The organism is Dyadobacter sp. SRI_021 (assembly GCF_057586235.1).
The window spans coordinates 15,375-41,063 of the sequence record NZ_JBYCZM010000013.1 but is presented as its reverse complement, the minus strand read 5'-3'; the positions used below and the strand labels follow the sequence as shown (position 1 = coordinate 41,063).

The following is a 25,689-nucleotide window of genomic DNA, read 5'->3' as shown; positions in this document are numbered from 1 at the left end:
CATCTATAAATTGGTAACGCCCTCGTCCCAGAAATTTTTTGAGCATTGATAATGAATACTCTGATCAATAAAAAAGTAGCATTCCGGAATCTCGGCCTGATCGACTACCAGGAGGCCTGGGACTACCAGGAGAAGATTTTTGCCGAGACGCTGGCGATTAAGACCCAAAATCGCTCGCTCGATGCGGAAAACCAGCAACCGACACCGAATTTCCTGCTTTTCTGCCAACACCCACATGTATATACGTTGGGCAAAAGTGGTAAGGCTGACCATTTGCTGCTGGCAGAAAATGATTTGGCTGCCAAACAAGCCAAATACTACAAAATCAACCGGGGCGGAGATATTACCTACCACGGGCCGGGACAAATCGTGGGTTATCCCATCCTCGACCTCGATAATTTCTTTACGGACATACATGTGTACATGCGCACGCTCGAAGAGGCTATTATTCTCACATTAGCAGAATACGGTATTCAAGCGGGACGCATTGCTGGATTAACGGGTGTTTGGATTGATTTCGAGGAGCAAAAGAATCCAAGGAAGATCTGCGCATTAGGTGTGAAGGCCAGCCGCTGGGTGACGATGCACGGTTTTGCATTAAATGTGAATACGGATTTATCGTATTTCGGGAATATCGTGCCGTGCGGGATCGATGATAAGGCCGTTACGTCGCTGGCGGCGGAGTTGGAAAGGGAGATAGATTTGGAAGAAGTTTCAGTAAAATTAAGAAACCATCTGGCACATTTGTTCAGCATGGAGTTGCAAATAGCATAATGAAGAAGGATATTATTTTTCACCCTGTGAAGGGTATACAAGTCGCGATTGTGCGGAGTACCAACGAGTTGAATGCCGAAGAATGGAACGTGATTGTGATTAACCGCAACGATGAGCCGGTAACGAGCGTCTTCGTGACTTCCAAGGGTTACAGTAACAGTGAATCGGGGACGAATACCGATCAACGGACGTCCACATTAAGGCATTTTTTCCCTGAAATAGCGCCCGGCGGGCACGTGGTAGTCGAGCCCATCATGCCCGATGTCTTTCATTTGAATAATGAATTTTGGGTGAGCTATTTTATTGGCAAGCAGATATTTGATAAGAAGTTTATCTTCGTACCGGACAGCATCATCGAGGAAAACATGATGACGATCGATCCGCTTGGGCTAGAAGGGGTTTTGCACGAGTGATCGGTGCGCGGTATGGCGGCATTGGTTGATGTTCATTGATGGTCAGGTATTGTCATTGGTAGTCATGTATTGTCAATTGTTGTCATTGGTTGCCGATCCAGGTTAGTTTGATAAGTTAGCTGGACTACTGGGTAATAAGTGTGCTGGTTTGGTGTATAGCACCTTGCCATTCTCGGCGTTTTCTATAATATTGAAAATCAATATAGAACTACTTCCTCTCCTGCACATCAAACTACAAATGACTATACCTGACAACACCTGACCACTCCGACAACCAAACGCCACGCACTATGACAGAAGATTTCAAACGCCGCGCTAAAAATTTCCTGCTCCTCGACATTGAAACCGTTTGTTCGCACGCCAGCTACGAAGAGCTCCCCGAGCGAATGCAGAAACTTTGGGACAAAAAGGCCCTGACGCTCAAAAAAGGCGACGAAACCATCAGCAATGCTGATTACTTTTACGACCGCGGCGCGATTTATGCCGAGTTCGGAAAAATCATTTGCATTGCCTTCGGCGCTTACTATTGGAACGAAAAAGATCAGATTGCGTTTAAGGTGAGTAGCTTCGCCGGAAACGACGAAGTTCAGTTGCTGCTGCAATTCAAGGCGCTGATTGAAAAATATCCCGCCGACCAGCTGATTCTCTGCGCCCACAACGGCAAAGAATTCGACTTCCCGTTCATTTGCCGACGGATGCTGATCCACCGCATCGAAATCCCCAAAGCATTACAGATTACGGGTAAAAAACCCTGGGAACTTCTCCACCAGGACACGATGGATCTGTGGAAATTCGGTGACTACAAAAGCTACACCTCCCTTGATTTGCTCGCCGCCGTTTTTGACATTCCCGGAAGCAAAAACGAAATGAGCGGCGACCAGGTAACAAAGGTTTACTACGAAGAAAATGATCTGGCTAAAATTTCGCGATATTGCAGAGAGGACGTAGTAGTGCTGGCACAATTGTATCTTCGGCTACATTGCTTTGATCAAATACCCGAGGGAAATATCCTGCGGGTTGAATAATATTTAATACATGAGAGATAAAAAGAGTAAAAAGAAACTGCAACCCGAAAGAAGAGAGGCCACAACGCCTCACCATATTGTTTCTTACATAGATAATTTGAAGGCCGATATTGCCGCATTCTTCGATCTGAATGCCGAGCACGCATTCCGACCCTTCGATGTGCACGACCATTTCGGGGTGCACGACAAAAAAGTGCGGCTCCTGTTCAATGAAATCCTGCACGAGCTGGAACAGGATGGCCGATTGATGTACCATAAAAACGGCACCTATACGGCAGTTCCGCTCAAAACGAAACCTGCCGGGCTGACCGGCCGGGTGGATCGCGTCAACAAGGGCTTCGCATTCGTCATAATCGACGGCCGCGACGACGATATTTATGTGGATGTGGAATTGCTGAATGGTGCCTGGGACGGTGACATCGTGCAGATACAGCCGCTTTCGAGGAATACGCGTAATTCCCGTTCACGCAATGACTCCGGTCGGAACCGGACTGAGGGACGTGTTACCGAAATCGTGGAACGTTCGAATGCGGAGATAGTAGGTATTATTGAGATTAACCCACGTTTCGCAGTTGTTCAGCCTGATAACAAGAAGCTTTTCGACCCTATATTCCTTGAACCGGACGAAGTAGGTGAGGCACATCACGGCGACAAAGTGATCGTCAGAGTTACCGAATGGCCTACGCGCAGGAGCCAGGCAGAGGGTGAAATCGTATCCGTGCTTGGCAAAGCAGGCGACAATGACGTGGAAATGCACGCGATCCTGGCCGAGTTTGGGCTGCCCTACCACTTCCCTGAAATCGTGGAAGCCGAGGCCAAAAAAATTCCCGATAAGATTGCCAAAAAGGATATTGCCAAACGACGTGACATCCGCGATGTGCTGACGTTCACGATCGACCCTGTCGACGCCAAGGACTTTGACGACGCATTGTCGGTAAGATACCTGGATGAAGATGTAGTAGAAGTGGGCGTGCATATTGCCGACGTTTCGCATTACGTTCTGCCTGGTACCGAGCTTGAAAAAGAGGCATTTCGTCGCGCCACCTCCGTTTATCTGGTAGACAGAACCGTGCCGATGCTGCCCGAAAAATTGTCCAACAACCTTTGCTCGCTGCGCCCAAATGAGGACAGGCTGGCATTTTCTGCGATTTTTGAGATTAATTCAAAAGGTAAGCTGCTAAAAGAATGGTTTGGAAGAACGGTCATCCATTCCGACCGCCGTTTTACCTATGAAGAAGCCCAGGCCGTGCTCGACACCGGCGAAGGTGATTTTCCGAAAGAACTGGATACGCTCAACAAATTGGCGAAAATTTTCCGGAAAGAACGCTTCAAAAAAGGAGCTATCAATTTCGAAACACCGGAAGTACGCTTCCGGCTTGATCCGGAAGGCCGTCCCTTGGGCATTTATACGAAAGAACGCCATGATTCGAACAAACTGATTGAGGAATTCATGCTGCTCGCCAACAAGCGCGTGGCGGAATATGTGTACTCGCTTTCCAAAGGCGAGGATAAAAACACGATGGTGTACCGTATCCACGAGGCACCAGATCCAGATCGTTTACAGACCTTCGCCAATTTTGTGGCCAAACTGGGCCTGAAACTGGAAGTAGAAGAAGAGGGTAAAATTGCCAAGTCGATGAATGCGATGCTGGCAAAAGTGGAAGGGAAGCCCGAGCAAAACCTGATCGAATCCCTGGCTGTGCGTACGATGGCCAAAGCGCGGTACAGCACCGAGGATATCGGCCACTTTGGACTGGCGTTCAGGCGATATTCACACTTCACGTCACCCATTCGTCGCTATCCTGACGTGATGGCGCACAGATTGCTACAACATTACCTGGATGGCGGCGGCAATGTGGATAAGGAAGCATATGAAATAGCGTCGAAGCATTCATCAGAGCGCGAGCGACTGGCTTCCGAGGCGGAACGAGCTTCGATCAAGTACAAGCAAGTCGAGTTCATGAGCATGATGGATCCCGAGAAGGAATTCGACGGTATCATCACGGGCGTAACCGAGTTCGGCATTTTCGTGGAAATCACCGAAACTGCTTCCGAAGGCCTCATTCGCATGACCGACCTGGGCGACGATTATTACGAACTCGATAAGGATAACTACCGCATTATCGGCCAGCATACCAAAAAGATTTATGCATTTGGCGATGCTGTGAAAGTGAAAGTGAAGGAGACTAACCTCGCGCGCAGGAGTATGGATTTGTACCTTGCAGGAACCAAGCCGGGGCGTCGGAGCGAATTCAGCCGCCCGAGTTACGATCGGGATGGCGATCGCCGGCCGCGGGAGAGGAAGCCGAGGGAGCCGCGAGGTTCAGGGCGCGTAAAGCGGGGCAGTGGCGGTACTGGAGGTGGAAGCTCGGCTAAGGTAAAGCGGCGGAGGCGGTAGGTGTTACCTTTTCGACTTTTTTACGTCTAAATGGGATTACTAATCCTATTTAAGATGGAAATCATTTACATAGAAGAGTCTTACGCTGTTATTGGCAAATGCATTGAGGTGCATAGAGAGCTGGGGCACGGCTTTCTCGAAATTGTGTATAAGGATGCGCTGGAAATACTTTTCCGGCAAGCGTGCGTATTTTACGAGCGGGAAAAGGAGTATCCTGTGTTTTTCCGAGGAATTCTATTGCCGCATAAGTTCTTCGCCGACTTCGTCGTATTTGACAAAATTATTCTTGAAATCAAATGTGTTTCTTGCCTGACTGACGAACATGTTGCGCAGACTTTGAATTACTTGAAAGTTTCAGGGAATAAGTTAGGGCTTTTGGTGAATTTTGGACGCGGGAAGTTAGAATACAAGCGGCTTGTACTTTAATTTCATGCCACGAAGACACGAATTAAACACGAAGAGCATTCGTGAATATTCGTGCCTTCGTGGCATTCAAAATAAACGAAGCTACTCAATGATTCGAAAACTAAGCTACCTGCTACTTACATTCGCTATTTCATTTGCCACCAAAGCCCAGAAAAGCAACAAAGACAAAGAAGAATGGCAATCCCTCTTCAACGGCAGGGACCTCACGGGCTGGGACGTGAAAATTGCAGGGCACAAGGTGAATGACAACTACAAAAACACCTTCCTGGTCGAGGATAACATGATCCGCGTAAACTACAAGGAATATGATAAGTTCACGACCGAATACGGCCATATGTACTACAACAAGCCTTATTCACATTATAAAATCAGACTGCAATACCGCTTCACCGGCAACCAGGTACCCGGCGGCGCGTCGTGGAATGTGCGGAACAGCGGCATTATGTTGCATTCGCAATCCGCAGCCAGCCTCGGGCTCGATCAGGATTTCCCGATTTCGCTGGAAATGCAGTACCTCGGTGGCCTCAATGCGGGCGAGCGCAACACGGGTAATCTCTGCACGCCCGGTACGATCGTGGATATCGACGGCAAGCTGGCCGAAGCGCATTGCATTAATTCCTCTTCCAAAACCTACAATGGCGATCAATGGGTGGATGCGGAAGCAATTGTACTCGGCGATTCGATCATTTATCACATGATTGGCGGCGATACAGTACTGGTTTACACCAATCCGCGCATTGGCGGCGGCTATGTCGGCAAAACCCATACTTTTAAGGATGGGAAAGTAAGTAATGAGGCCGAATGGATTAAAAAGGACGGGACAAAACTTGGCAGCGGCTATATTGCATTGCAGGCGGAAAGCCACCCGATCGATTTCCGGAATATCGAATTGCTTAATCTGAAAGGCTGTATGGACCCGAGGGCGACGAATTACAAATCGTATTACGTAGCGGCCGACAATTCAACTTGTAAGTATAAAAAGAAATAACCGGCGTCACGAAGGCAATAAAACCTGATTGATTTTCGGTTTTTTATATTTTTGCAGGAATGGACGGTTCGTCTGAATCGTCCATTCTTCGTTTATAAATCAGCCTTTGTGCTAATGAAAAACACCATTACCCGGTTTGCACTGCTCGTGGTTGTCCTGGCCGGGATCAACTGGCTTGCGTCATCTTTCTTTTTCAGGTGGGACCTTACGGAAGATAAGCGGTACAGTATTTCCGATGCGACCAAGCAGCTTCTCGGAAGCCTGGAAAAGGATGTAATCGTGAATGTGTACCTTAATGGCGACTTTCCTGCGGGCTTCGAACGCCTCGAAAGTGCTACCCGGGAAACCTTGGAGGAATTTAAAACGTACGCCAACGGCCACCTGATTGTCAATTATTCCGATCCTTCGGATGCCACAAGCGAAGAGCAGCGTCAGAAACAATACATGAGCCTGATCGACCGTGGGCTGAACCCCACCAATGTTTTCGCAAACGAGGATGGCAAACGCACCGAAAAAATCATTTTCCCTGGTGTAATCGTGCAGGCGGACACGCTGTCGGTGCCAGTGCAGCTGTTAAAAGGGAATAAAGCGAGTACGCCGGAGGAACAATTGAACCAATCCTACGAGGGCGTGGAGTTTGAACTCGCATCCGCGATACGTGTACTCGCGAACCCGCAGCGCAAAAAAGTAGGGTTTGTCGTTAGCCATACGAAAATTTCTCCTGCCCGTTTGAGCGATATTATTGCCACAATCCAGCAGAGTTACGATGTATTTCTAGATATGAACAATCCGGAATCATACGAAGGACTGGATGCATTGATCGTGATGAAACCCGACAGCGCATTTTCGGAGGACGAAAAATACAAGCTCGATCAATACGTGGTAGGCGGCGGCAAAGCGCTGTTTTTCGTGGACGGCGCTCGCGTGGATAGCGTGAGCCTCGACGGCAATTACGCCCAGCCACTCGACCTGAACCTCGGTGATCTATTTTTTAAATGGGGTATCAGGCTGAATACCAATCTCGTAAAAGATTTGAACTGCGCGCAAATCCTGCTGAATGTGGGTAATGTAGGCGACAATCCCGAAATCCGCCCAATGCCCTGGCGCTTCTTTCCGCTACTAAATAACTTCGGAAAACATACCGTTACCCGTAACCTTAATGCGGTTTATACCCGGTTTCTGAGCTCGATCGATACCGTAGGAGGCGCGAATAGCATTGCTAAAACGCCTTTGCTGATGACCTCGCCTTACACGCAGCTTGTGAATGCGCCCGCGCTCGTAGGCTATAACGAGGCGCGCAAGGACCCGCAGCCGTCGGAATACCGTTCGGGTATTAAGCTTGCCGGCGTTTTGCTCGAAGGATCATTCACATCGCTTTTTCAAAACCGCATTCTGCCCGGTGATCCGCGGGCGGCGAAGTTCAAGGCGAGTGGAAATGCCGGAAAGGTGATTATCTGCTCCGACGGTGACCTGATTGTCAACGATTATGATTATAAAAGGAATGCACCGTTACCGCTCGGTTACGACCGGGTAACCAGGCAAACCTACGGCAACAAGGATTTCGTGCTGCATGCGCTCGATTACGTGACCGACGCCAACGGTTTGATCAATGCCCGGAGCAAACAGATTGCCATCCGGGCTTTGGATAAAATTCAGATCCAGGAAAACAGGAAGTTCTGGCAGGCGCTTAATTTGCTGCTGCCTGTGGTGCTAATCGGCCTTTTCGGCGTAGCGAGATATTACCTTAGAATCAGAAAATTTGGGTGACAACGCGGCTGGCGCTTCCGTAATTTTTTATACTTTTGTTCCCTACATCAAAGTTTTTCCGGAATCTTCCGCATATAAATCTATCAACTAAACACTTACGTCACGAATTATGAAGTTTGTCGTTTCGTCATCAGTTCTACTCAAACAGCTGTCAGCTATAAACGGTGTCGTTTCAACGAACCCAATTGTGCCAATCCTTGAAAATTTCCTTCTTACACTGGAAGGAAATTCACTGACCGTGACTGCATCCGACCTTCAAACCGTAATGATTACGGAAATTGAAGTGGAATCATCCGAAAAAGGAGCTATTGCCATTCCCGCAAAGTTGCTGCTCGATACCCTCCGCGGCTTGCCCGAGCAACCAATTACCTTGCAGGTGAATGCTGAAACATTTGGTACCGAGATTATTTCCGATAACGGCCGTTATAAATTGTCGGGCGAGAACCCGATCGATTTTCCTAAAACACCGGTTGTGAACCGTGGCCAGTCCGTGGATTTCTCCTCAACTGCGTTGGGATCGGCTATTTCAAACACACTGTTCGCAACCAGCACCGACGATCTCCGGCCTGCTATGACGGGGGTTTTCGTGCAAATGGGGGCCGAAAGCGCAACTTTCGTAGCCACCGACGGTCACCGCCTCGTGCGTTACCGCCGTACCGACATTAAATCGGACATTGATACGTCGATGATCATCCAGCGCAAAGCGTTGAACCTGCTGAAAAGCTGTCTGCCTTCCGACGATGTTCCCGTAAAAGCGGAATTCACTTCTTCAAATGCATTTTTCAGCTTCGGTAATATCCGCATGATCTGCCGGTTGATCGACGAGCGTTTCCCGGATTACGAAAACGCGATCCCGACCAACAACCCGAATACGCTCACCATTAACCGTCTGGAAATCCTCAGCTCGCTGCGTCGTATTTCCATTTACTCCAACCGTACTACCCACCAGGTGCGTATGAAAATGTCACTGAACGACCTGGTAATCTCGGCAGAAGACCTCGATTATTCGAACGAAGCCAACGAGCGCTTGATGTGCGAGTACAATGGCGACGATATGGAAATCGGTTTCAATGCCAAATTCCTGATTGAAGTACTGGGTAACCTTTCGAGCAAAACCATCACCTTCGAACTTTCCGCTCCTAACCGCGCCGGACTCATTATCCCGGTGGATCAGGAAGAAAACGAAGACATATTGATGCTCGTAATGCCGGTAATGCTGAACACTTACGTTTAGGATCTAATCATTAGCTATATCAAGTCCGGCCTCTCCGCCGGACTTTTTTTGTTTTATAATCTACTCAAATACAATATATTAGTTAACATCAAGCGTTAACTACGAAAAAAATCGTAATAAAGGTTTGCAAGTACGATTTTTTTCGTAGACATTTGGTACGAAGATTATCGTAATTAACTAATAGCATGTATATCAAGCCCACCGACTCCGAACTGGAAATCCTGAACTACCTCTGGCAGGCAGGTCCAAGTACCGTCCGTGCCGTGCATGATGCCCTTTCCGAAACCAAGGATGTTGGCTACACCACCACCTTGAAGCTTATGCAAATCATGCATGACAAAGGGCTGCTCTACCGCACGGAGCAAGGACGGTCGCACATTTACGTCGCGCTTCTCGGCAAAGAGGAGACGCAGCAAAACTTGGTAGGTAAAATGGTTGAAACCCTCTTCCAGGGTTCTGCTGCACAGATGGTGATGCAAGCGCTGGGAAATCACACTACCTCCAAAGAAGAACTGGATGAAATTCGCGCGTTATTAAATAACCTGGAAAACAACCGTTAGCCATGAAATTCTTCTCAAATCTGTTGCCCAGTCCGGCCGTTTCCGCATTTGGCTGGACGCTCATTCATTCGATCTGGCAGGGAACACTGCTGATGCTGGTTGCTGTCGCCGCATTCTATTTTTTGAGAAAAAAATCAGCCAACATGCATTACCTGGCGGGTGTTGGCTTCCTTTTCGCACAGGTGATCGCTTCTGTCGGAACATTCATTTACTACTATTCTAAAACCACCAGCGCGGTTTCCAATGTAAAAGCCCTGGCGCGCTACACCGCATTATCCACATCCCGCACGTGGGCGGAAGTCTCCCGGGACCTGCCCATTACATTTAAAATACAAATGTGGCTTACCGCCCATTTACACGAGTTGGTTATTTGTTGGCTCATTGGCTCAGGCATTCTGTTACTGCGTTTCGCCGGCGGCTGGGTGTTTACGGAAAGGCTTCGCATTAATGCCAAAATCGTCATGGACAAAGAATGGCGGGCACGTTTCGGAGTGATTATTGCCAAAATGAATATTTCCAAGGCCGTGGAATTCCGTGAAACGGCCAAAGTGCTCACGCCGATGGTGATAGGAACTTTCAGCCCGGTGGTATTGATCCCGGTTGGTTTGCTTTCAGGTTTTTCTACCGCGCAGGTCGAGGCGATCCTCGCACACGAGCTCGCGCACATACGCAGGAACGACTACCTCATTAATATGCTGCAATCGTTCGTGGAAGTGATCTTTTTCTTCCACCCGGCTATATGGTGGCTGTCCGAAAAAGTGCGTGCCGAACGGGAGCATTGCTGCGACGACATTGCGCTGGCCGTTTGCGGCGACAAAATGTCTCTCGCCCACGCCCTCGTGAAAGTGGCCGAATGGCAGGCTACGCCTGGACTTGCTATGGCATTTGCTTCCAAAAAACCATTGCTTTTGCACCGCGTACAGCGTGTTTTAGGTTTAAATCCCAAACCTGTACGCACATTTTCAAGCCTTCCTGCAATGATTTTCGCTATCGGACTAGTGATCGGCATTTCAGCCTATGCAGTGGCGCAAAAGGTTGAAAAGGATAAAGAAAGAAAGGCCGCCAAACACATGACCGTGAAAAAACGGAAGCCAGTGAAAACAGATATCCGCGAGGAACATGAAATGGACGAAATGGCGGAAGTTACTGTGGATGAAGGCGTTCTTGAAAGTATCGAAGCAGATTTGGCCCATGTGGAGATCGATATGGAAGCCCCTGAGATGGATTTCGGCCAAACAGGCAGCGACACGTTGGACAAAAAGCTATGGGAACTTAGTCACAAGATCAGGGCAATGGAGGACGATTTGAAACCCTACCATGCCAGATTGCAGGAACTACATCGCGAACGGGAAAAATACCTTTTTGAAATAGAGCGATTTCAACGCGAAATTGAGAAAATTGAGTGGAAAAAACGCCGCGCGGAAGAAATGAGGTCCGATTTGATGGAAAAAAGATCCGTCATCTTCAATCAGGATGGTAAGGAATCGAAGCTCAGCGATGCGGAGTTAGACAAGCAGCTTGCCGATTTTGAACAACAAATCAAAACTCAGGAACAAGCTATTTCAGAGTTCAATAACCAGATTTCCAACACAACAAAAGAAGTGCTGAAAGCCGAAGAACCCGAACGGAAAATCCAAAGGGAAATCGAGGAGGTAAATTACAAAATCAGCGAGCTCGGAATGAGTATCGGGCAGGAAAACGCGATGTATATGAAAATGCGAGGCGTGGAAGAGCCTCCGCGCGCACCACGCGTTGCACGCAGCAGTCGTCTACGACGTGCAGGAACGCCCCCTCCTCCCCCACCTACTCCAATTGCAGCACCAGCCAAGGTAGTTCCTGCTGTGCCTGCGAAACCCGTACCAGCTCCGAAGCCTCCGCTTCCGCCGAAAAAGGCGCTTAAAGATTAAGCAAAACAGGCAGCGACTGGATCGCTGCCTGTTTCATTTTATATATCGAATCGTTATTCCACTTCAATTACCACGTCGTCACTCATCGGGTGCGTCACGCAGGTAAGGATAAACCCTTCCTTAATCTCCGCTTCCGACAGCGCATCCTCCTCATCCATTTGCACCTTCCCGGACGTACACCGGCCCATACACGCGGTACACATACCCGCCTGGCACGAATACGGCAGGTCGATATCCATATTCAGTGCTGCTTCCAGCACTGTTTCGTGTGGCTTAATGGGTAATTTATATTCAGTTCCTTCGTAAAACAGCGTGATTTCACGCGTTTTAGGTGAATCGTCGTCTTCTATCTCTGGTTCCACCGTCACCTCACCTGGCTTAGCCGAGGTTGCTGTCGCAAAGCTTTCCTTTCGAATCTTGCTCTCCGGCACTGCCAGGATCGATAACGCGCGATGCGCTTCTTCCATCATATCCTCAGGCCCGCACAGGAAATATTCGGCTTCTTTTTTATTCAGCGTAGGAAGCTTTTCGATGATTTTAAGCACATGGCTTTTATTCAATCGCCCGGTTTCACCTTCCCAGCCTTCGTTTGGCTGGCTCAATGTGTGTACAACCGTGAAGCGTTCGCCATATTTAGCCTCCAAAGCCGCGATTTTGTCTTTGAAAATAATGCTATCCTCTCGCCGGCTTCCATAGATCAGGAAAACTTTGCTTTCCGGTTCCACCATCAGGACGGACTTCAAAATCGAAAACAACGGGGTAATGCCGCTTCCGGCGCCGATAAATACTACATGGCGCGTCTGATCATCGGCCTGTTTTGGGAAAAAATGGCCCATAGGCTCCAATGCTTCCAATACGTCACCTTCTTTTAGCGTATCGAGCAGCAGGTTCGAGGCGTAACCGCCTGGTACCCGCTTAATGGTTATCGCCAGCGATACATCGGTATAAGGCGAGCTCGACATCGAGTACGACCTTCTGATTTTTTTATCCTCAAAAGGTAGCAACAAAGTCAGGAACTGCCCCGGCCGGTACTGAACGACTTCGTTGATCGGATGCCAGAAATGGATGGTCGCAGCCTCCTCCGTTTCTTTTTCTATCTCTTTTACTTTTAAAAAATAATATTTGCTCATTGTTGGCTGTAAGCTTTAAGCCATAGGCCCTATGCTTATTTGTTCAAAAACCGGTGCACTAATGCGATGCAAAACAACACAAAAGCCTCACAGGTAACACCTATGAGGCTTTTATGATTTCATATTTGTACTATTTCAAAGTCGCAACGGCGTCTTTGATGCGTTTTACCGCTTCTTCCAATGCTTCATCAGCAGCGGCGGTCGAGATACGGATACAATTTGGTGCACCGAAACCTGAACCTGCTACGGTCGAAACATAAGATTTGTTCAGAATCCAGTTCGCGAAGTCATCCGAGTTATTAATGGTCGTTTCACCATCCGATTTTCCGAAGTAATAGCTCACATCCGGGAATGCATAGAATGCACCTTGCGGAACATTCACCTTGAAGCCCGGGATCTCTTTCAGCAAACCTACCACGAGGTCACGACGGCGGTGGTATGCCTTTGCCATCTCGATAGAAGGCTCTTTCGGGCCGTTGAATGCGGCCGTTGCCGCTTTCTGCGCGATAGAGTTAGTTCCCGAAGTAACCTGGCCTTGCAGCTTCTCAACGCCGTCGGCAATCCATTTTGCCGCTGCGATGAAACCGATCCGCCAGCCTGTCATCGCATAGCCTTTTGCAACACCATTCACGGTAATCACGCGGTCCTTCAATGCAGGGATAGATCCGATGCTGAAATGGCCTTCCTCGGTGAAGTTAATGTATTCGTAGATCTCGTCGGCCAGCACGTACACACCTTCGTGTTTTTCGAGCACCGCCGCAATTTCTCTCAATTCTTTTTCTGAATAAACAGCGCCTGTCGGGTTGTTCGGCGACGCGTACATGACCACTTTAGTACGCGGTGTGATCGCTGCTTCCAATTGCGCGGCAGTTACTTTGAAATCGTTTTCAAATGCACCATCGATGATCACCGATTTACCTTCCGCGAGCTTTACCATTTCGGAATAACTCACCCAGTAAGGTGCGAAAATCACCACTTCGTCGCCCGGATTAACCAGAACCTGGATCACGTTCGCGAGTGAATGCTTGGCACCGGTCGAAACCACGATATTTTCGGGTTTCCAATCTATATTATTGTCGCGCTTTAACTTATCAGCAATGGCCTTTCGCAGATCAGGGTAACCTGCTACGGGTGAGTAACCATGAAAACCATCATCGATGGCCTTTTTAGCGGCCTCGCAAATGTGTGCGGGCGTCTTGAAGTCTGGCTCTCCAACGCTCAGACTGATCACTTTGTGGCCTTGGGCGGCCAGTTCACGGGCCATTTTGGTCATCGCCAGCGTCGAAGATTCTTCGAGGGCGTTGATCCGGTCGGCCAATTGAGTTTGCTCTGCTACTGCGGACATTGCAACGTTTTAATTAAGTTAAAGAAGGTACTGCGAACTGTATCAACAAATTGCCCGCAAAGGTACGGGTTTTTTAGCAGTTGCATTGTATTATGTCAAGAAAGATTTAATGGCATTGCATCAATTAGCAGGCGGCAAACCCGATCTACTTGAAATAGTCGCTTATTCAACGATATTTGTTTATGAACACACCCATCACCATTGAAGAAATCACCTATCTGGCCAACGTGCCGGAAAGCCTGCACTCCGCATTCCTGCGAGTTGCGAACGGCTTGCACGAGCGAGCGAAATACCCGAAAGAGAAGGTATTTCTGATGCTGGTTAAAATGCTGAACGACCCTAAAAAGTACGCTTACTCCAAAAATAAGGTTACAAATCTGGCCAAAACGGTTTATGATCTTAGAAAGGCAGGAACCGAAATTTCCCTGACCGACGACGGTAAGGAACTCATCTATAATGAAGAGGCCGTTCTCACTTTGGAAGAAAAAGAGCCCGCTAAAAAGAACACCTTCAACCTTCGCGAAGACAAGCTGCATTATGCCGTTTTTGGCAAAGAACACATCGAAGAGGGTGCATTGGCACAAATGGAAACGGCCGTTAGCTTACCCATATCGGTCGCTGGTGCATTAATGCCTGATGCACACCAGGGCTACGGTTTACCCATCGGCGGTGTACTCGCCACGGAAGCCGACAAGGTAATCCCCTATGCCGTGGGCGTCGACATTGCCTGCCGCATGTGCATGTCAGTCTTCGATATTCCCACCGATTACCTCAAACGCGAGCCGCATTTCCTGAAAAAGATACTCACCGAAAACACCAAATTCGGCATGGGCGGCGAAACGGCACGGAAATACGACGAAAGTATCATGGACCAGCCCGAGTGGGATGCCACCAAAACAATCCGCTCGTTGAAAGACAAGGCTTACCGGCAGCTAGGGACTTCCGGAACCGGCAACCATTTTGTTGAATGGGGCATTGTAGAAGTATTTGAAAACGACCCACTTTTAAATTTACCCAGAGGCGAATACCTCTCATTACTCTCGCATTCCGGCTCACGCGGTTTTGGCGGGACCGTTGCTAACTATTATTCCAAACTGGCCATGCAAAAAACGGTGCTTCCGAAGCAAGCCGCGCATTTAGCCTGGCTGGATTTAAACACTGAAGAAGGCCAGGAATACTGGATCGCGATGAACCTCGCCGGCGACTACGCCTCCGCCAACCACCACGAAATCCACAACAAAATGGCCAAATCGTTGGGAGAGAAGCCATTAGAAATCATCGAAAACCACCACAATTTTGCCTGGAAAGAGCAGTTAGCAGACGGTCGCGAAGTGATCGTCCACCGTAAAGGCGCCACACCCGCCGGTAGCGACGAACTCGGCATTATTCCCGGCTCGATGAGCCAGCCAGGTTACGTTATCCGCGGTAAAGCCAATGCAGCTTCCATTAACTCCGCTTCACACGGCGCCGGGCGTGTGATGTCGCGCACGAAAGCATTCACGACCACGACACGCAGCCAGATGAATAAAATTCTGCAAGATAATGGTATTCAGCTCATTGGCGGAGATCTGGACGAATCGCCGATGGTTTACAAAAATATTGATGATGTGATAGCGGCGCAATCGGAGCTGGTGCACGTGCTGGCGAAGTTTTCGCCTAAGATTGTCAGGATGGCGGATGCGAATCGGAAGGAAGGGTGGGAGGATTGAGGATTAGTCGATGCCCAATTGTGCTTTTACCTCTTCCAAACTGTGCCAAGTTTTGGTTTCCGCCGTTATCCTAACCGCTCTCATATAATCTGCAAAGTCTTCAAGGCTGTCAAAACCGGAAAGCTCTCGTAGCAATGTCTCGTACTCGTGAATAGGAAGCATAGCAAATTTAGGTTTGCCATCCTCTTCTATAATTTGTGCATTTAAGTTCATAAGTATATATCTCTTCTATGCCCTACATCAACCACTTCTAAAACTTCCAACTCCTTATATTTATTGAAGAGAACCCGGTAGTTACCTATTCTTAAACGATATACCGCCCACAGATGGTTTTGAAGGCATTTGACGTTGCTGTTTGAGTTCGGAGATTTTGCGAGTTCTTGCAGTTGTTCGATGACCTTTTCAGCGTCTCGCTTTGGGATAGATTTAAGACTCTTCAAAGCCCGATCTGTGAATATCAGTCTGTACATCAGGGAGCATAGTGTGTTTTCTATAAAGTTAAAACACCTCCCCCAAATTCACAAACAACCCCCTAGACCCATCCATTCCAAACCCATAATCAATCGCAATATTAGCACCCGAAGTCTTATTCACCTTAATGCGGATGCCCACGCCCCCCGCAGGGGCGATTTTTCGGAAGCTTTTCGATGGCCAGTCGGAGACACTCTGTGCATTAGCGAATAGCACCCCGCCGAAAAGCCCGTTTTTGGTTAATGCAAAGCGGTATTCGGATTCAAAATAGAGCAAATTGGTACTGCGGAAACGACCCTGGATGTAGCCCCGGCCAATATTGGTGGTAGGATCCCAGCCGGTCGCAGGGAGGTCGAGGTAGGGAGGCTTGCCGATAGTGAGCCAGTTGTAATTCCAGAATGCCAGGGTATTCTGGCTGCCGCGTGGCAGGTTGAAGTAACGGCGGACGTCGATCACGACGGATTGCCAATTGTTGGTGCTGCCGAGCGAAGCCATGTTCGGGCGAAATTGTACATTGCTGTAAAAGCCTTTCAGCGGGTTAATCGAGTTGGTCCGGCTGTCGTAAGCAACCGTAACCAGCGGCCCGACTGACGACGATTTGTGGCCCAGTCCATAATCTTTAATGTCCTGGTTCATCTTTTCTTCCTTATCTGTCTGCATGATTTGCCATCTTTTGTCATAGGCAAAACCCAGCCCGACGAAAAACGACTTGCCTATTTTCTTCAAAATCGTCTGATGCAATCGCAAATGTTTGTATTTCAACCCCGTAGCATCACTAAGCTTTGAATCCGAACCCAAGCCGTAGGTATCCTGCGGATATTTGAAAAACCGCCAGTCGACGACGAAATTATAGTTATTATGCCGTGTCCAGATGTTGGCCTGCACGGGAATAGTCATCTGCTTGTATTCGGTGTAAATGAAATTGGTGGTAATGCTGGAAATGTTCGTCGTTTTAGGGTTGCTCGTGTAGAATGCGATGTTCGCATTGAGCGAGCCCGTGAGTCCGGACGAGAGCGTATACCCGCCCGCGGGCACGAGGGAGAAGATCGGCTTGCCGGAACGTATCTTCGGAACGCGTACCGAATCCGATTTGTCCTTCGATTTCCACTGCCTGAGTACGTCGATCAGGTCTTTTTGCATCACTTTTTGCGCGGAATCTGCGATGGTTACCGTGTCCTGGGCGGCAATCTGCCCGGCAATTACATAATTTCTGGCTTGCAAACCATTCACGGTCAGCACAATGAGCGCAGTTACGATGTAAAAAGCCTTGATCACTGGGTCGGGTTCATTAAGTACATTCCCAGTAATATATATTAAAATAGTACCTGCCACAAAAAAAGCCATCGGCTTCTCACGAAACCGATGGCTTTGTACCACTAAATGTGGTTGTTATGCCAAAGCAGCTTTCAGGTTAGCGTCGATGGCTTCCAGGAATTCCTCTGTGTACAGGTAGTGCTCACCGTGTTTCACATCGTTTCCGTAGATACCCACCGCCAAATCTTTGGTCATTTTTCCGCTTTCTACGGTCTCGATACACACTTTTTCAAGCGCTTCTGAGAAGTCTATCAGCGGTTGGTTGTTGTCCAGCTTACCACGGAACGCCAAACCACGGGTCCATGCGAAGATGGAAGCGATCGGGTTAGTGGAAGTAGGCTTGCCTTTCTGGTGCTCACGGTAGTGGCGAGTTACAGTTCCGTGTGCGGCCTCGGCCTCCATGGTTTTGCCATCCGGCGTAACCAATGTAGAAGTCATCAGACCCAGTGAGCCGAAACCTTGCGCAACGGTATCCGACTGAACGTCACCGTCGTAGTTTTTACAAGCCCATACGAAGTTACCTTCCCATTTCAATGCGGAAGCTACCATATCGTCGATCAGACGGTGCTCGTAATGTACTTTTCCTTTGTATTCGTTTTCGTACACTTCCTGGAAGATGTCCTTGAAGCGGCCGTCGTATTTTTTAAGGATCGTGTTTTTGGTAGACAGGTACAAAGGCCATCCTTTGTCCAAAGCCACGTTGAAGCATGAACGCGCAAAGCCGCGGATCGACTCGTCGATATTGTACATACCCATCGCCACACCTGCACCTTTAAACTGGTACACTTCGTGCTCGATTACTTGTCCGTCTTCACCTTCGAATTTGATCGTCAGTTTACCTTTTCCCGGTACAACAAAGTCGGTAGCACGGTATTGGTCGCCGAATGCGTGACGACCTACGATAATTGGCGCCGTCCAGTTAGTAACCAGGCGAGGCACATTGCTCATTACAATCGGCTCACGGAACACAGTACCATCGAGGATGTTACGGATCGTTCCGTTGGGCGATTTCCACATTTGTTTCAGGCCGAATTCTTCAACACGTGCTTCGTCAGGTGTGATAGTCGCACATTTGATACCCACGCCGTACTCTTTGATAGCGTTGGCTGCATCGATAGTCACCTGGTCATTGGTCTCGTCGCGGTACTCGATACCCAAGTCGTAGTATTTGATATCTACGTCAATGTAAGGGAGGATCAGTTTTTCCTTGATAAATTTCCAGATGATGCGGGTCATTTCATCGCCATCCAGTTCTACGACGGGATTGTCAACTTTAATTTTGCTCATGTCTTAAATTCTATACAATAGTTAAAGATTTTGAAATCAGACCGTGAAAGTACGAACAATAGAATAAAAAGGCGAAATTTCCTCCGATTACATCCCCAAAAAGAAGACATTACCCGATGAAAAAGGCCGCATTGCGCAAGGAGTTTTTACAAAAAAGAAAGGAAGCAGATGAACCCTCGCTGATTGAAAAAAATGCCCTCATCGCGCAGAACCTTGAAAAATACCTTCAGAGCAAGACGTTTGGGGTGCTGCACACTTTCCTGCCGCAGCTCAATGCGCGGGAAGTGGATACGTTCGGCATTATCGATATGTTAAGAAAATCGTTTCCGACAATACGCATTGTCGCGCCGTATATCATCCCCGGAACGCGGGAAATGGAGCACTTCCTGATAACTCCCTTCACACATTTGGTCACGAACCAATGGCGGATCCCCGAGCCTGATCCGTTGACTTCTGAGAAAATTTCGCCGGACGAAATCGATATTGTCCTCGTTCCACTCCTTGCGTTTGACCGCAAAGGTTATCGCGTCGGCTACGGCGGCGGCTATTATGACAGATTTCTGCCTCAAACCCGCCTTGACTGCATCAAAGCAGGCCTTTCGCTATTTGAAGAAGTGGATGAAATAGAGGATGTTGATCAATATGACATTCCACTCGACGCCTGCATTACACCTCAGCGTGTGTATGATTTCAGTGATTGATAAGCGAAGTTATTAAAGCCGAAAAGCCTAGTAAACAACTCTGAAATGTCGGCTTTAACCGTTCCTTCCTGAATTTTAATGCATTAATGGTTGATTTTCCGGTATCATTCTAAAAAACTGCGTAAATTTGCGGCACTTTTCGCAAGGGCGTTGTATGTCTGTCGCCAAGAGTAAATCATATTCTATCCATTTTTAATCTTAATGCAAGAATGAAAATCGCAGTAGTAGGCGCTACCGGTCTGGTGGGCGGCGAAATCCTCAAAGTGCTCGAAGAGCGTAATTTCCCGGTGACGGAGCTATTGGCCGTCGCATCTGAAAGGTCTGTTGGCAAGGAAGTTACATTCAAGGGTAAACAGATAAAGGTGATCGGCTTCGAGGATGCGATTGCTGCCAAACCGGAGATCGCGATCTTCTCGGCTGGCGGTGGCACTTCCCTCGCCCTTGCACCGAAATTCGCAGAAGCAGGTATCACCGTTGTAGATAACTCTTCGGCCTGGCGTATGGACCCTACCAAAAAACTGGTGGTTCCGGAAATCAATGCAGGCGAATTGACGAAAGAAGACAAAATTATTGCCAACCCGAACTGCTCGACCATTCAAATGGTCGTGGTGCTGAACCCGTTGCACAAAAAATATAAAATCAAGCGTGTGGTTGTTTCCACTTACCAATCGGTAACCGGAACCGGTAAAGCAGCCGTAGATCAACTGTTCTCGGAACGCGCCGGCGACCACAGCAAAGGTAAAGTATACCCGCACCAGATCGACCTGAACGTATTGCCGCACATCGACGTGTTCCTCGACAATGGTTATACCAAAGAGGAAATGAAAATGACTAACGAGACGAAAAAGATCATGGGCGACGACAGCATCGCGGTAACCGCTACAACGGTTCGTATCCCTACGATCGGTGGTCACTCTGAGGCGGTTAACATCGAGTTCGAAAATGAATACGACCTCGATGAGGTACGCCGGATCCTGAGCGAAACCGAAGGCGTAATCGTACAGGACGATCCGAAAAATGCATTGTACCCAATGCCATTGACGGCGCACGGCAAAGACGAAACTTTCGTAGGCCGCATCCGTCGCGATGAATCTCAGCCTAAAACACTGAACCTCTGGATCGTAGCGGATAACCTGCGCAAAGGAGCTGCCACCAATGCGGTTCAGATCGCTGAGTTCCTGGCGAAACACGATTTAGTTGGCGTTGCCGCAGAAGCGTAATTTTAGAGTTATCGTAAATGAAAAGAGCCGCGGTCATGCGGCTCTTTTCATTTATATACAAATCTAAAAATCTACCTGTCGACCTCGCCCATTACCACATCAATAGACCCAATCACAGCGACAAGGTCAGCCAGCAATGCCCCTTTTGATATTTCGCCAATTACCGAAAGGTTATTGAAAGAACAAGCCCGCGCCTTACAGCGAACAGGAATATCAGAGCGGCCGTCAGTGCGGAAATAGAAACCGAGCTCACCTTTCGGATTCTCTGCGCGAACATAGAAATCCATCGCTTTCGGCCGGATTTTCTTTGGAACGATGGCTTGCGGATCGAAATCGCGGGTCCTTTTATGATCTCCCTGCAATTGTACCAAACTCTGTTCAATGATTTTGACCGATTCCCAGCATTCCACCACGCGCACCCAGGTACGGTCCCAGCAATCGCCTGTTTTACCTAGTTTGCCTTCACCAATGGGTATTTCAAAATCCAGCTCAGGATACACAGAGTAGCCATCGACTTTTCTCAAATCATATCTCAAACCCGAACCGCGCAGCATTGGACCGGTGCAACCATAATTAATGGCCACGTCCAGCGGCAGCACGCCCACATTGGCAGTTCTTTGAATAAATATCTTGTTATCCACTACGAGCTGCTGCAATTCGGTCAGTTTGGGCTTCAGATATTTGATAAACTCCGAACAACGCACCTCAAAGCCGACTGGCAAGTCATAAAACAGCCCACCTATCCATATATAATTGTACAACATCCGCGCACCGCACGTCCATTCGAGGAGGCGCAGGATTTGTTCGCGGTCACGCATCATCCACAGGAAGGGCGTATATGCGCCTATGTCCATCGCGTACGTCCCCAGCGCGACGAAGTGCGAGGCCAGGCGATTCAGCTCGGCCACGACTACACGGATGTATTCAATGCGTTTGGGAATGTCGTTTTCAATGCCCAGCATTCGCTCCACACCCATCACATAAGCATGCTCAGAGTTCATCGCAGCCACATAATCCATGCGGTCCACATAGGGAATGATCTGGTTGAATGGTAATGATTCGGCATGCTTTTCAAAACACCGGTGCAGGTAACCCAAATGCGGCACCACATCAATCACCACCTCACCATCGGTCACTACTTCGAGCCGTAATACACCGTGTGTCGACGGATGCTGCGGGCCCATATTGAGTACCATCTCCTCTGTACGAAGATTTTCGGAGTTGTATTTGGTAGGCGCCGAAGCAATGAAATGCCCGGGTTTATATTCGTATTGGATAGAATTGCTCATACCTAAAACCTGACTAGCTTCTGATCGTGTACTTCCACTCGCAACGGACCGATCGGCCGGCCTTCGTTATGCAGACGATCCACCGCCGTAACATAATAAACGTATCTTTTGCCCGATTCCGCGGTCATATCCACAAATTTCTCCCCTGTATAGCACATACCGAGAATCCGGCGTGGGTCGTGGGCAGTAGCCTTTTCATCGGGTGGGAAGCGATAAATGACATAATACCAAGCCTTATCGCCGTCCGCAGCTTCATCGGGTTGCTCCCACGTAAGTTCAATGCCACGGGAAAGCAATGTGGCTTTCAGGCTTTTCGGGGATAATGGCGGAATTTTATCCTTCCACGGCATGGTAGGAATCAATGCAGGGTATTTGAAAAGGTCCCGTTTCAATGAGTCCACAAAACCGAGACTGTTGGCCCGTAACGATCTCGAACTGAAAAAAATCGACCCATCTGCCTCGCTATCGCGGAAGTAACGGACCTGGTTAGGTATTTCGGCAGGATTTGACCAATGCGAGTCTCTGTCCTTATACCCGACGCGGTAGGCGCCCATACCAATATATAAATGCCTTTCGAAACAGTTCTCGGTCCACCAATCCACCAGGTTTTTATAAGGTACCCTGTTGAACCCGGAAGAGAAATAGACTTGCGGAGCAATGTAGTCGATCCAACCCTCTTTTACCCAGCGGCGGCTGTCGGCGAACAAATCGTCATAAGACGCCAGCGCTCCGAATGTTTTGGAGCCTTCGGCGTCACGGTCCTTATTACGCCACACACCGAACGGACTGATCCCGAATTTAAGTCTCGGATTCAATGCTTCGAGTGCATCGTGGATTTGTTTTACTAATAAATCCACATTATGGCGGCGCCAATCGGCCTTGTTGGTGTAACCGTCGGAATATTTGCGGAAGGTTGCGTCGTCCTGGATCACCTGTCCGGGAGCGGCATACGGATAAAAATAATCGTCGAAATGAATGCCGTCGACATCATAATTTCTGGCGACGTTGACGGTCATGTCGGTAATGAACTTCCGCACTTCCGGGATACCGAAATCAAATAATTTATAACCGTCGTACGTCAGAATCCACTCCGGATGGAGCCGGCTGATATTCTCCGCTGAAACGCTTTTGGAAGATTTATGCACCAGGCGGTTGAGGTTCAGCCAGGCGTGAAATTCGAGGCCCCGCTTATGCGCCTCGGTAATCATGAAGTCGAGCGGGTCCCACATGGGTTCGGGCTTGCGTCCCTGCACGCCCGTAAGCCATTCCGACCACGGTTCGGGACTTTTGGCGTAGAATGCATCCCCCGCGGCGCGCACCTGCACGAACACCGCATTCATCCCAACCCGTTTGTGAAAATCAAGCAGCTCAGAGAACTCCTCCTGCTGCTCCTCGGGGAGAAGGGTCTTGCTGCTTGGCCAATCAATATTGTCGACAGTGGCAATCCAGACCGCTCTAAACTCTCTCTTCGGGGGCAGGTTACTCTCCGTTTCCGCGCTCTGAGCCATGCAACTTTCCAGCAAAAACGTGATAATAACGAAGGAAAGCGCAACAATTTTAATTTTTTTCACTATCTGACCAATGCAAAATGTTAATCCAACCAAAGTAACGTATTTTGGAACAAAGTTAGCCGACAACCGTCTTAATTTCGAGCAATAACGGTTTGATTTGGATCGGCATATGAAAATTGGTGCTGGTTGCCTTTTCTTGACTTAGTTATATTTTGACACTGGAATGATGTTTTAAACCGGCTTTGCCGTTGTGTGCGCAAACATTCAAGTGTTGTAATTCTGAATTATTTTTCTGCATATTTATTGTGTAATAACAAGGATTTTTGTGACATAACCGGACGCAGGATCCCTTTAAATACCCTAGTAACGCTTAAACTGTACCCTAATTGGAACCATTTGTCAAAACCACTAAGAAAAACGTCCTGTTCGAAGTTGCATGGGAGGTTTGTAATCAAGTTGGAGGGATATATACCGTAATAAGGACCAAGGTGCCCGCCATGGTTGAGAAATGGGAAGAGAACTATTTTCTCCTTGGGCCTTATTTCGAAAAGAAAGCGTCTTCCGAATTTGAAATGATTCACGATCTTGACGATTCCCCGGCAGGGCGTGTCGTCAAGCGGATGCGTGACATGGGTTTCGCGGTGCATTATGGCTACTGGCTCGTAACCGGAAAGCCCCGGGTGGTGCTGTTCGATGTCGACAGCATTATGAACCAGCTCGATGCGATCAAATTTAATCTCTGGGAAAAGAACCGGATCCCGACAATCAACGTCGAACACCTTGTCAATCAGACGCTTTGCTTTGGAGAACTGGTACGTATATTCCTGAAAGAATACGCGGAAGAAAATGCCAAACGCGAAGAAATCTCGGTGCAATTCCACGAATGGATGGCAAGTACCGGGCTCCCGGAGCTGAAACGCGAGAATGTCAAGATCGCCATGACGTTCACAACGCACGCGACCATGCTCGGCCGTTACCTGGCACAGAATGTATCGGGTTTTTACAACAAACTCCCTTTCTTCGACTGGGAGCAGGAGGCAAAAAACTACGGTATCCTCGCCCAATGCTCGATCGAACGCCAGGCCGCGTTGAATGCACACGTGCTTACCACGGTGAGCGACGTTACCGCCCGCGAGTGCGAAGTGTTCCTCGGCCGCATGCCCGACCTTGTCACACCAAACGGCCTCAACGTAGTGCGCTTCCAGGCCGTGCATGAGTTCCAGAACCTGCACTTGAAGCATAAGGAACGCATCCACGAATTTGTGATGGGGCATTTCTTTCCCAGCTATTCTTTCGACCTGGATAAGACGCTCTATTTCTTCACATCGGGCCGTTATGAGTATTCCAACAAAGGTTACGACCTCACGCTGGAAGCCCTGGCGCGCCTGAACTGGAAAATGGTACAGGCGAATATGGACATGACGGTGGTGATGTTTATCGTTACCAAGCAGCCCTATACGTCGGTCAATCCTGACGTTTTGCAATCGCGCGCTGTGTTGAATGAGTTGCAGGAAACCTGTACGGCCATTGAGAAGGAAGTCGGGGAAAAGCTGTTCCTCGCCACCGCTTCGGGTGCCGATCACAAAATGCCTGATTTGAACGAGTTTGTGGACGAATACTGGCGGCTGCGCTTAAGAAGGACCATCCAGAGCTGGAAAACTGACAGGCTCCCCGCGTTTGTCACGCACGACCTTAAACAGGAAGACGGCATTACCGATTTCTGTAAGCGCGCCAACCTGGTCAACAACGAGCGCGACCGCGTCAAAATCGTTTACCACCCGGATTTCATCGCTTCGACCAACCCGTTGTTCGGTCTCGATTACGGGCAATTTGTTCGTGGCTGCCATTTGGGCGTGTTCCCGAGTTACTATGAGCCCTGGGGCTACACCCCGCTGGAATGCGTCGTCCGCGGCGTTCCGACAGTCACCAGCGACCTGTCAGGTTTCGGCGACTACATCATGCAAATCATGCGTGACTACGAAAACCGGGGCATTTACGTCATTAACCGCAAATCGCAGACCTTCTCGCAAGCCGCAGACCAACTTGCCGATATCCTCTTCAAGTTCGTGAGAATGCAACGCCGCGACCGCATTATGCAGCGCAACCGGGTTGAAAACATCTCCGATGTGTTTGACTGGATGAATTTGCGATCGTATTATGATACAGCGCATGATTTGGCCGCGAAGCGGCGGAAGCCCTAATAGCATGTAAAAAGCCTGA

22 protein-coding genes are annotated in these 25,689 nt (G+C 48.7%); 14 read left to right on the top strand and 8 right to left on the bottom strand.

Annotation, left to right across the window (positions count from 1 at the left end; all coding sequences use genetic code 11):
• Positions 1–51: 51 nt before the first annotated feature.
• The 10 genes from lipB to AC2YIT_RS28005 all read left to right on the top strand — a co-directional run bounded on the left by lipB (position 52) and on the right by AC2YIT_RS28005 (position 11,492).
• Positions 52–774 carry a lipoyl(octanoyl) transferase LipB gene (gene lipB / locus AC2YIT_RS28050; RefSeq protein ID WP_487281381.1) on the top strand — a complete coding sequence of 241 codons (723 nt, stop codon included), beginning with the start codon at positions 52–54 and terminating at the stop codon, positions 772–774.
• Positions 774–1,187, top strand: coding sequence for a hypothetical protein (locus AC2YIT_RS28045; RefSeq protein WP_430850413.1), 414 nt, complete (start codon positions 774–776; stop codon positions 1,185–1,187). Before lipB ends, AC2YIT_RS28045 begins: the two co-directional genes overlap by 1 nt.
• A 290-nt stretch (positions 1,188–1,477) precedes the next feature.
• Entirely contained in the window at positions 1,478–2,212 is a 735-nt protein-coding gene (locus tag AC2YIT_RS28040) for a 3'-5' exonuclease (protein ID WP_487281380.1), read from the top strand.
• A gap of 10 nt (positions 2,213–2,222) precedes the next feature.
• Positions 2,223–4,610: a ribonuclease R gene (gene rnr / locus AC2YIT_RS28035; protein ID WP_487281379.1), complete on the top strand. Its 2,388-nt coding sequence runs from the start codon at positions 2,223–2,225 to the stop codon at positions 4,608–4,610.
• A gap of 54 nt (positions 4,611–4,664) precedes the next feature.
• Positions 4,665–5,036, top strand: a complete 372-nt coding sequence (locus AC2YIT_RS28030) for a GxxExxY protein (protein WP_430850419.1) — start codon at positions 4,665–4,667, stop codon at positions 5,034–5,036.
• Between the two features lie 88 nt (positions 5,037–5,124).
• The gene (locus AC2YIT_RS28025) at positions 5,125–6,024 is read left to right on the top strand and encodes a 3-keto-disaccharide hydrolase (protein WP_430850421.1); all 900 of its coding nucleotides are present in this window, start codon (positions 5,125–5,127) and stop codon (positions 6,022–6,024) included.
• Positions 6,025–6,138: 114 nt separating this feature from the next.
• Positions 6,139–7,791 carry a gliding motility-associated ABC transporter substrate-binding protein GldG gene (gene gldG, locus AC2YIT_RS28020; RefSeq protein ID WP_430850423.1) on the top strand — a complete coding sequence of 551 codons (1,653 nt, stop codon included), beginning with the start codon at positions 6,139–6,141 and terminating at the stop codon, positions 7,789–7,791.
• 109 nt (positions 7,792–7,900) lie between these two features.
• The gene (dnaN, locus tag AC2YIT_RS28015; RefSeq protein WP_430850425.1) at positions 7,901–9,025 is read left to right on the top strand and encodes a DNA polymerase III subunit beta; all 1,125 of its coding nucleotides are present in this window, start codon (positions 7,901–7,903) and stop codon (positions 9,023–9,025) included.
• 185 nt (positions 9,026–9,210) lie between these two features.
• Entirely contained in the window at positions 9,211–9,585 is a 375-nt protein-coding gene (locus AC2YIT_RS28010; RefSeq protein ID WP_430850427.1) for a BlaI/MecI/CopY family transcriptional regulator, read from the top strand.
• Positions 9,586–9,587: 2 nt separating this feature from the next.
• Positions 9,588–11,492 carry a M56 family metallopeptidase gene (locus AC2YIT_RS28005; protein ID WP_487281378.1) on the top strand — a complete coding sequence of 635 codons (1,905 nt, stop codon included), beginning with the start codon at positions 9,588–9,590 and terminating at the stop codon, positions 11,490–11,492.
• Between the two features lie 53 nt (positions 11,493–11,545).
• On the opposite strand, the gene AC2YIT_RS28000 is transcribed toward AC2YIT_RS28005, so the two are convergent.
• Both AC2YIT_RS28000 and AC2YIT_RS27995 read right to left on the bottom strand, forming a co-directional pair.
• Positions 11,546–12,622: a 2Fe-2S iron-sulfur cluster-binding protein gene (locus tag AC2YIT_RS28000; protein WP_487281377.1), complete on the bottom strand. Its 1,077-nt coding sequence runs from the start codon at positions 12,620–12,622 to the stop codon at positions 11,546–11,548.
• Positions 12,623–12,752: 130 nt separating this feature from the next.
• Positions 12,753–13,967 (bottom strand): pyridoxal phosphate-dependent aminotransferase, encoded by a 1,215-nt coding sequence (locus AC2YIT_RS27995; RefSeq protein ID WP_430850433.1) that lies wholly within the window; start codon positions 13,965–13,967, stop codon positions 12,753–12,755.
• 182 nt (positions 13,968–14,149) lie between these two features.
• On the opposite strand from AC2YIT_RS27995, the gene AC2YIT_RS27990 reads away from it, so the two are divergent.
• Positions 14,150–15,676 carry an RtcB family protein gene (locus tag AC2YIT_RS27990; RefSeq protein WP_487281376.1) on the top strand — a complete coding sequence of 509 codons (1,527 nt, stop codon included), beginning with the start codon at positions 14,150–14,152 and terminating at the stop codon, positions 15,674–15,676.
• A gap of 3 nt (positions 15,677–15,679) precedes the next feature.
• Here AC2YIT_RS27990 and AC2YIT_RS27985 read toward each other — a convergent pair whose 3' ends face one another.
• The 4 genes from AC2YIT_RS27985 to AC2YIT_RS27970 all read right to left on the bottom strand — a co-directional run bounded on the left by AC2YIT_RS27985 (position 15,680) and on the right by AC2YIT_RS27970 (position 18,748).
• Complete coding sequence (locus AC2YIT_RS27985; RefSeq protein ID WP_430850437.1) at positions 15,680–15,889, bottom strand: prevent-host-death family protein; 210 nt, start codon at positions 15,887–15,889, stop codon at positions 15,680–15,682.
• Complete coding sequence (locus AC2YIT_RS27980; protein ID WP_487281375.1) at positions 15,886–16,146, bottom strand: type II toxin-antitoxin system RelE family toxin; 261 nt, start codon at positions 16,144–16,146, stop codon at positions 15,886–15,888. Before AC2YIT_RS27980 ends, AC2YIT_RS27985 begins: the two co-directional genes overlap by 4 nt.
• Positions 16,147–16,174: 28 nt before the next feature.
• Positions 16,175–17,422 carry a BamA/TamA family outer membrane protein gene (locus AC2YIT_RS27975; protein WP_430850441.1) on the bottom strand — a complete coding sequence of 416 codons (1,248 nt, stop codon included), beginning with the start codon at positions 17,420–17,422 and terminating at the stop codon, positions 16,175–16,177.
• Positions 17,423–17,536: 114 nt separating this feature from the next.
• Positions 17,537–18,748, bottom strand: a complete 1,212-nt coding sequence (locus AC2YIT_RS27970; protein ID WP_291201438.1) for an NADP-dependent isocitrate dehydrogenase — start codon at positions 18,746–18,748, stop codon at positions 17,537–17,539.
• Between the two features lie 116 nt (positions 18,749–18,864).
• On the opposite strand from AC2YIT_RS27970, the gene AC2YIT_RS27965 reads away from it, so the two are divergent.
• Both AC2YIT_RS27965 and AC2YIT_RS27960 read left to right on the top strand, forming a co-directional pair.
• The gene (locus AC2YIT_RS27965) at positions 18,865–19,449 is read left to right on the top strand and encodes a 5-formyltetrahydrofolate cyclo-ligase (RefSeq protein WP_487281374.1); all 585 of its coding nucleotides are present in this window, start codon (positions 18,865–18,867) and stop codon (positions 19,447–19,449) included.
• A 209-nt stretch (positions 19,450–19,658) separates the two neighbouring features.
• Positions 19,659–20,669 carry an aspartate-semialdehyde dehydrogenase gene (locus AC2YIT_RS27960; RefSeq protein ID WP_487281373.1) on the top strand — a complete coding sequence of 337 codons (1,011 nt, stop codon included), beginning with the start codon at positions 19,659–19,661 and terminating at the stop codon, positions 20,667–20,669.
• A 71-nt stretch (positions 20,670–20,740) separates the two neighbouring features.
• Here the strand turns inward: AC2YIT_RS27960 and AC2YIT_RS27955 are convergent, their stop codons facing one another.
• Together AC2YIT_RS27955 and AC2YIT_RS27950 are read right to left on the bottom strand one after the other, a co-directional pair.
• Positions 20,741–21,958 (bottom strand): NADH-quinone oxidoreductase subunit D, encoded by a 1,218-nt coding sequence (locus AC2YIT_RS27955; protein ID WP_487281372.1) that lies wholly within the window; start codon positions 21,956–21,958, stop codon positions 20,741–20,743.
• Positions 21,959–21,960: 2 nt separating this feature from the next.
• Positions 21,961–23,529: a glycoside hydrolase family 10-like protein gene (locus AC2YIT_RS27950; RefSeq protein ID WP_430850449.1), complete on the bottom strand. Its 1,569-nt coding sequence runs from the start codon at positions 23,527–23,529 to the stop codon at positions 21,961–21,963.
• A gap of 326 nt (positions 23,530–23,855) precedes the next feature.
• Between AC2YIT_RS27950 and AC2YIT_RS27945 the strand changes: the two genes are divergently transcribed.
• Complete coding sequence (locus tag AC2YIT_RS27945; protein ID WP_430850451.1) at positions 23,856–25,670, top strand: glycosyltransferase; 1,815 nt, start codon at positions 23,856–23,858, stop codon at positions 25,668–25,670.
• Positions 25,671–25,689 lie beyond the last annotated feature (19 nt).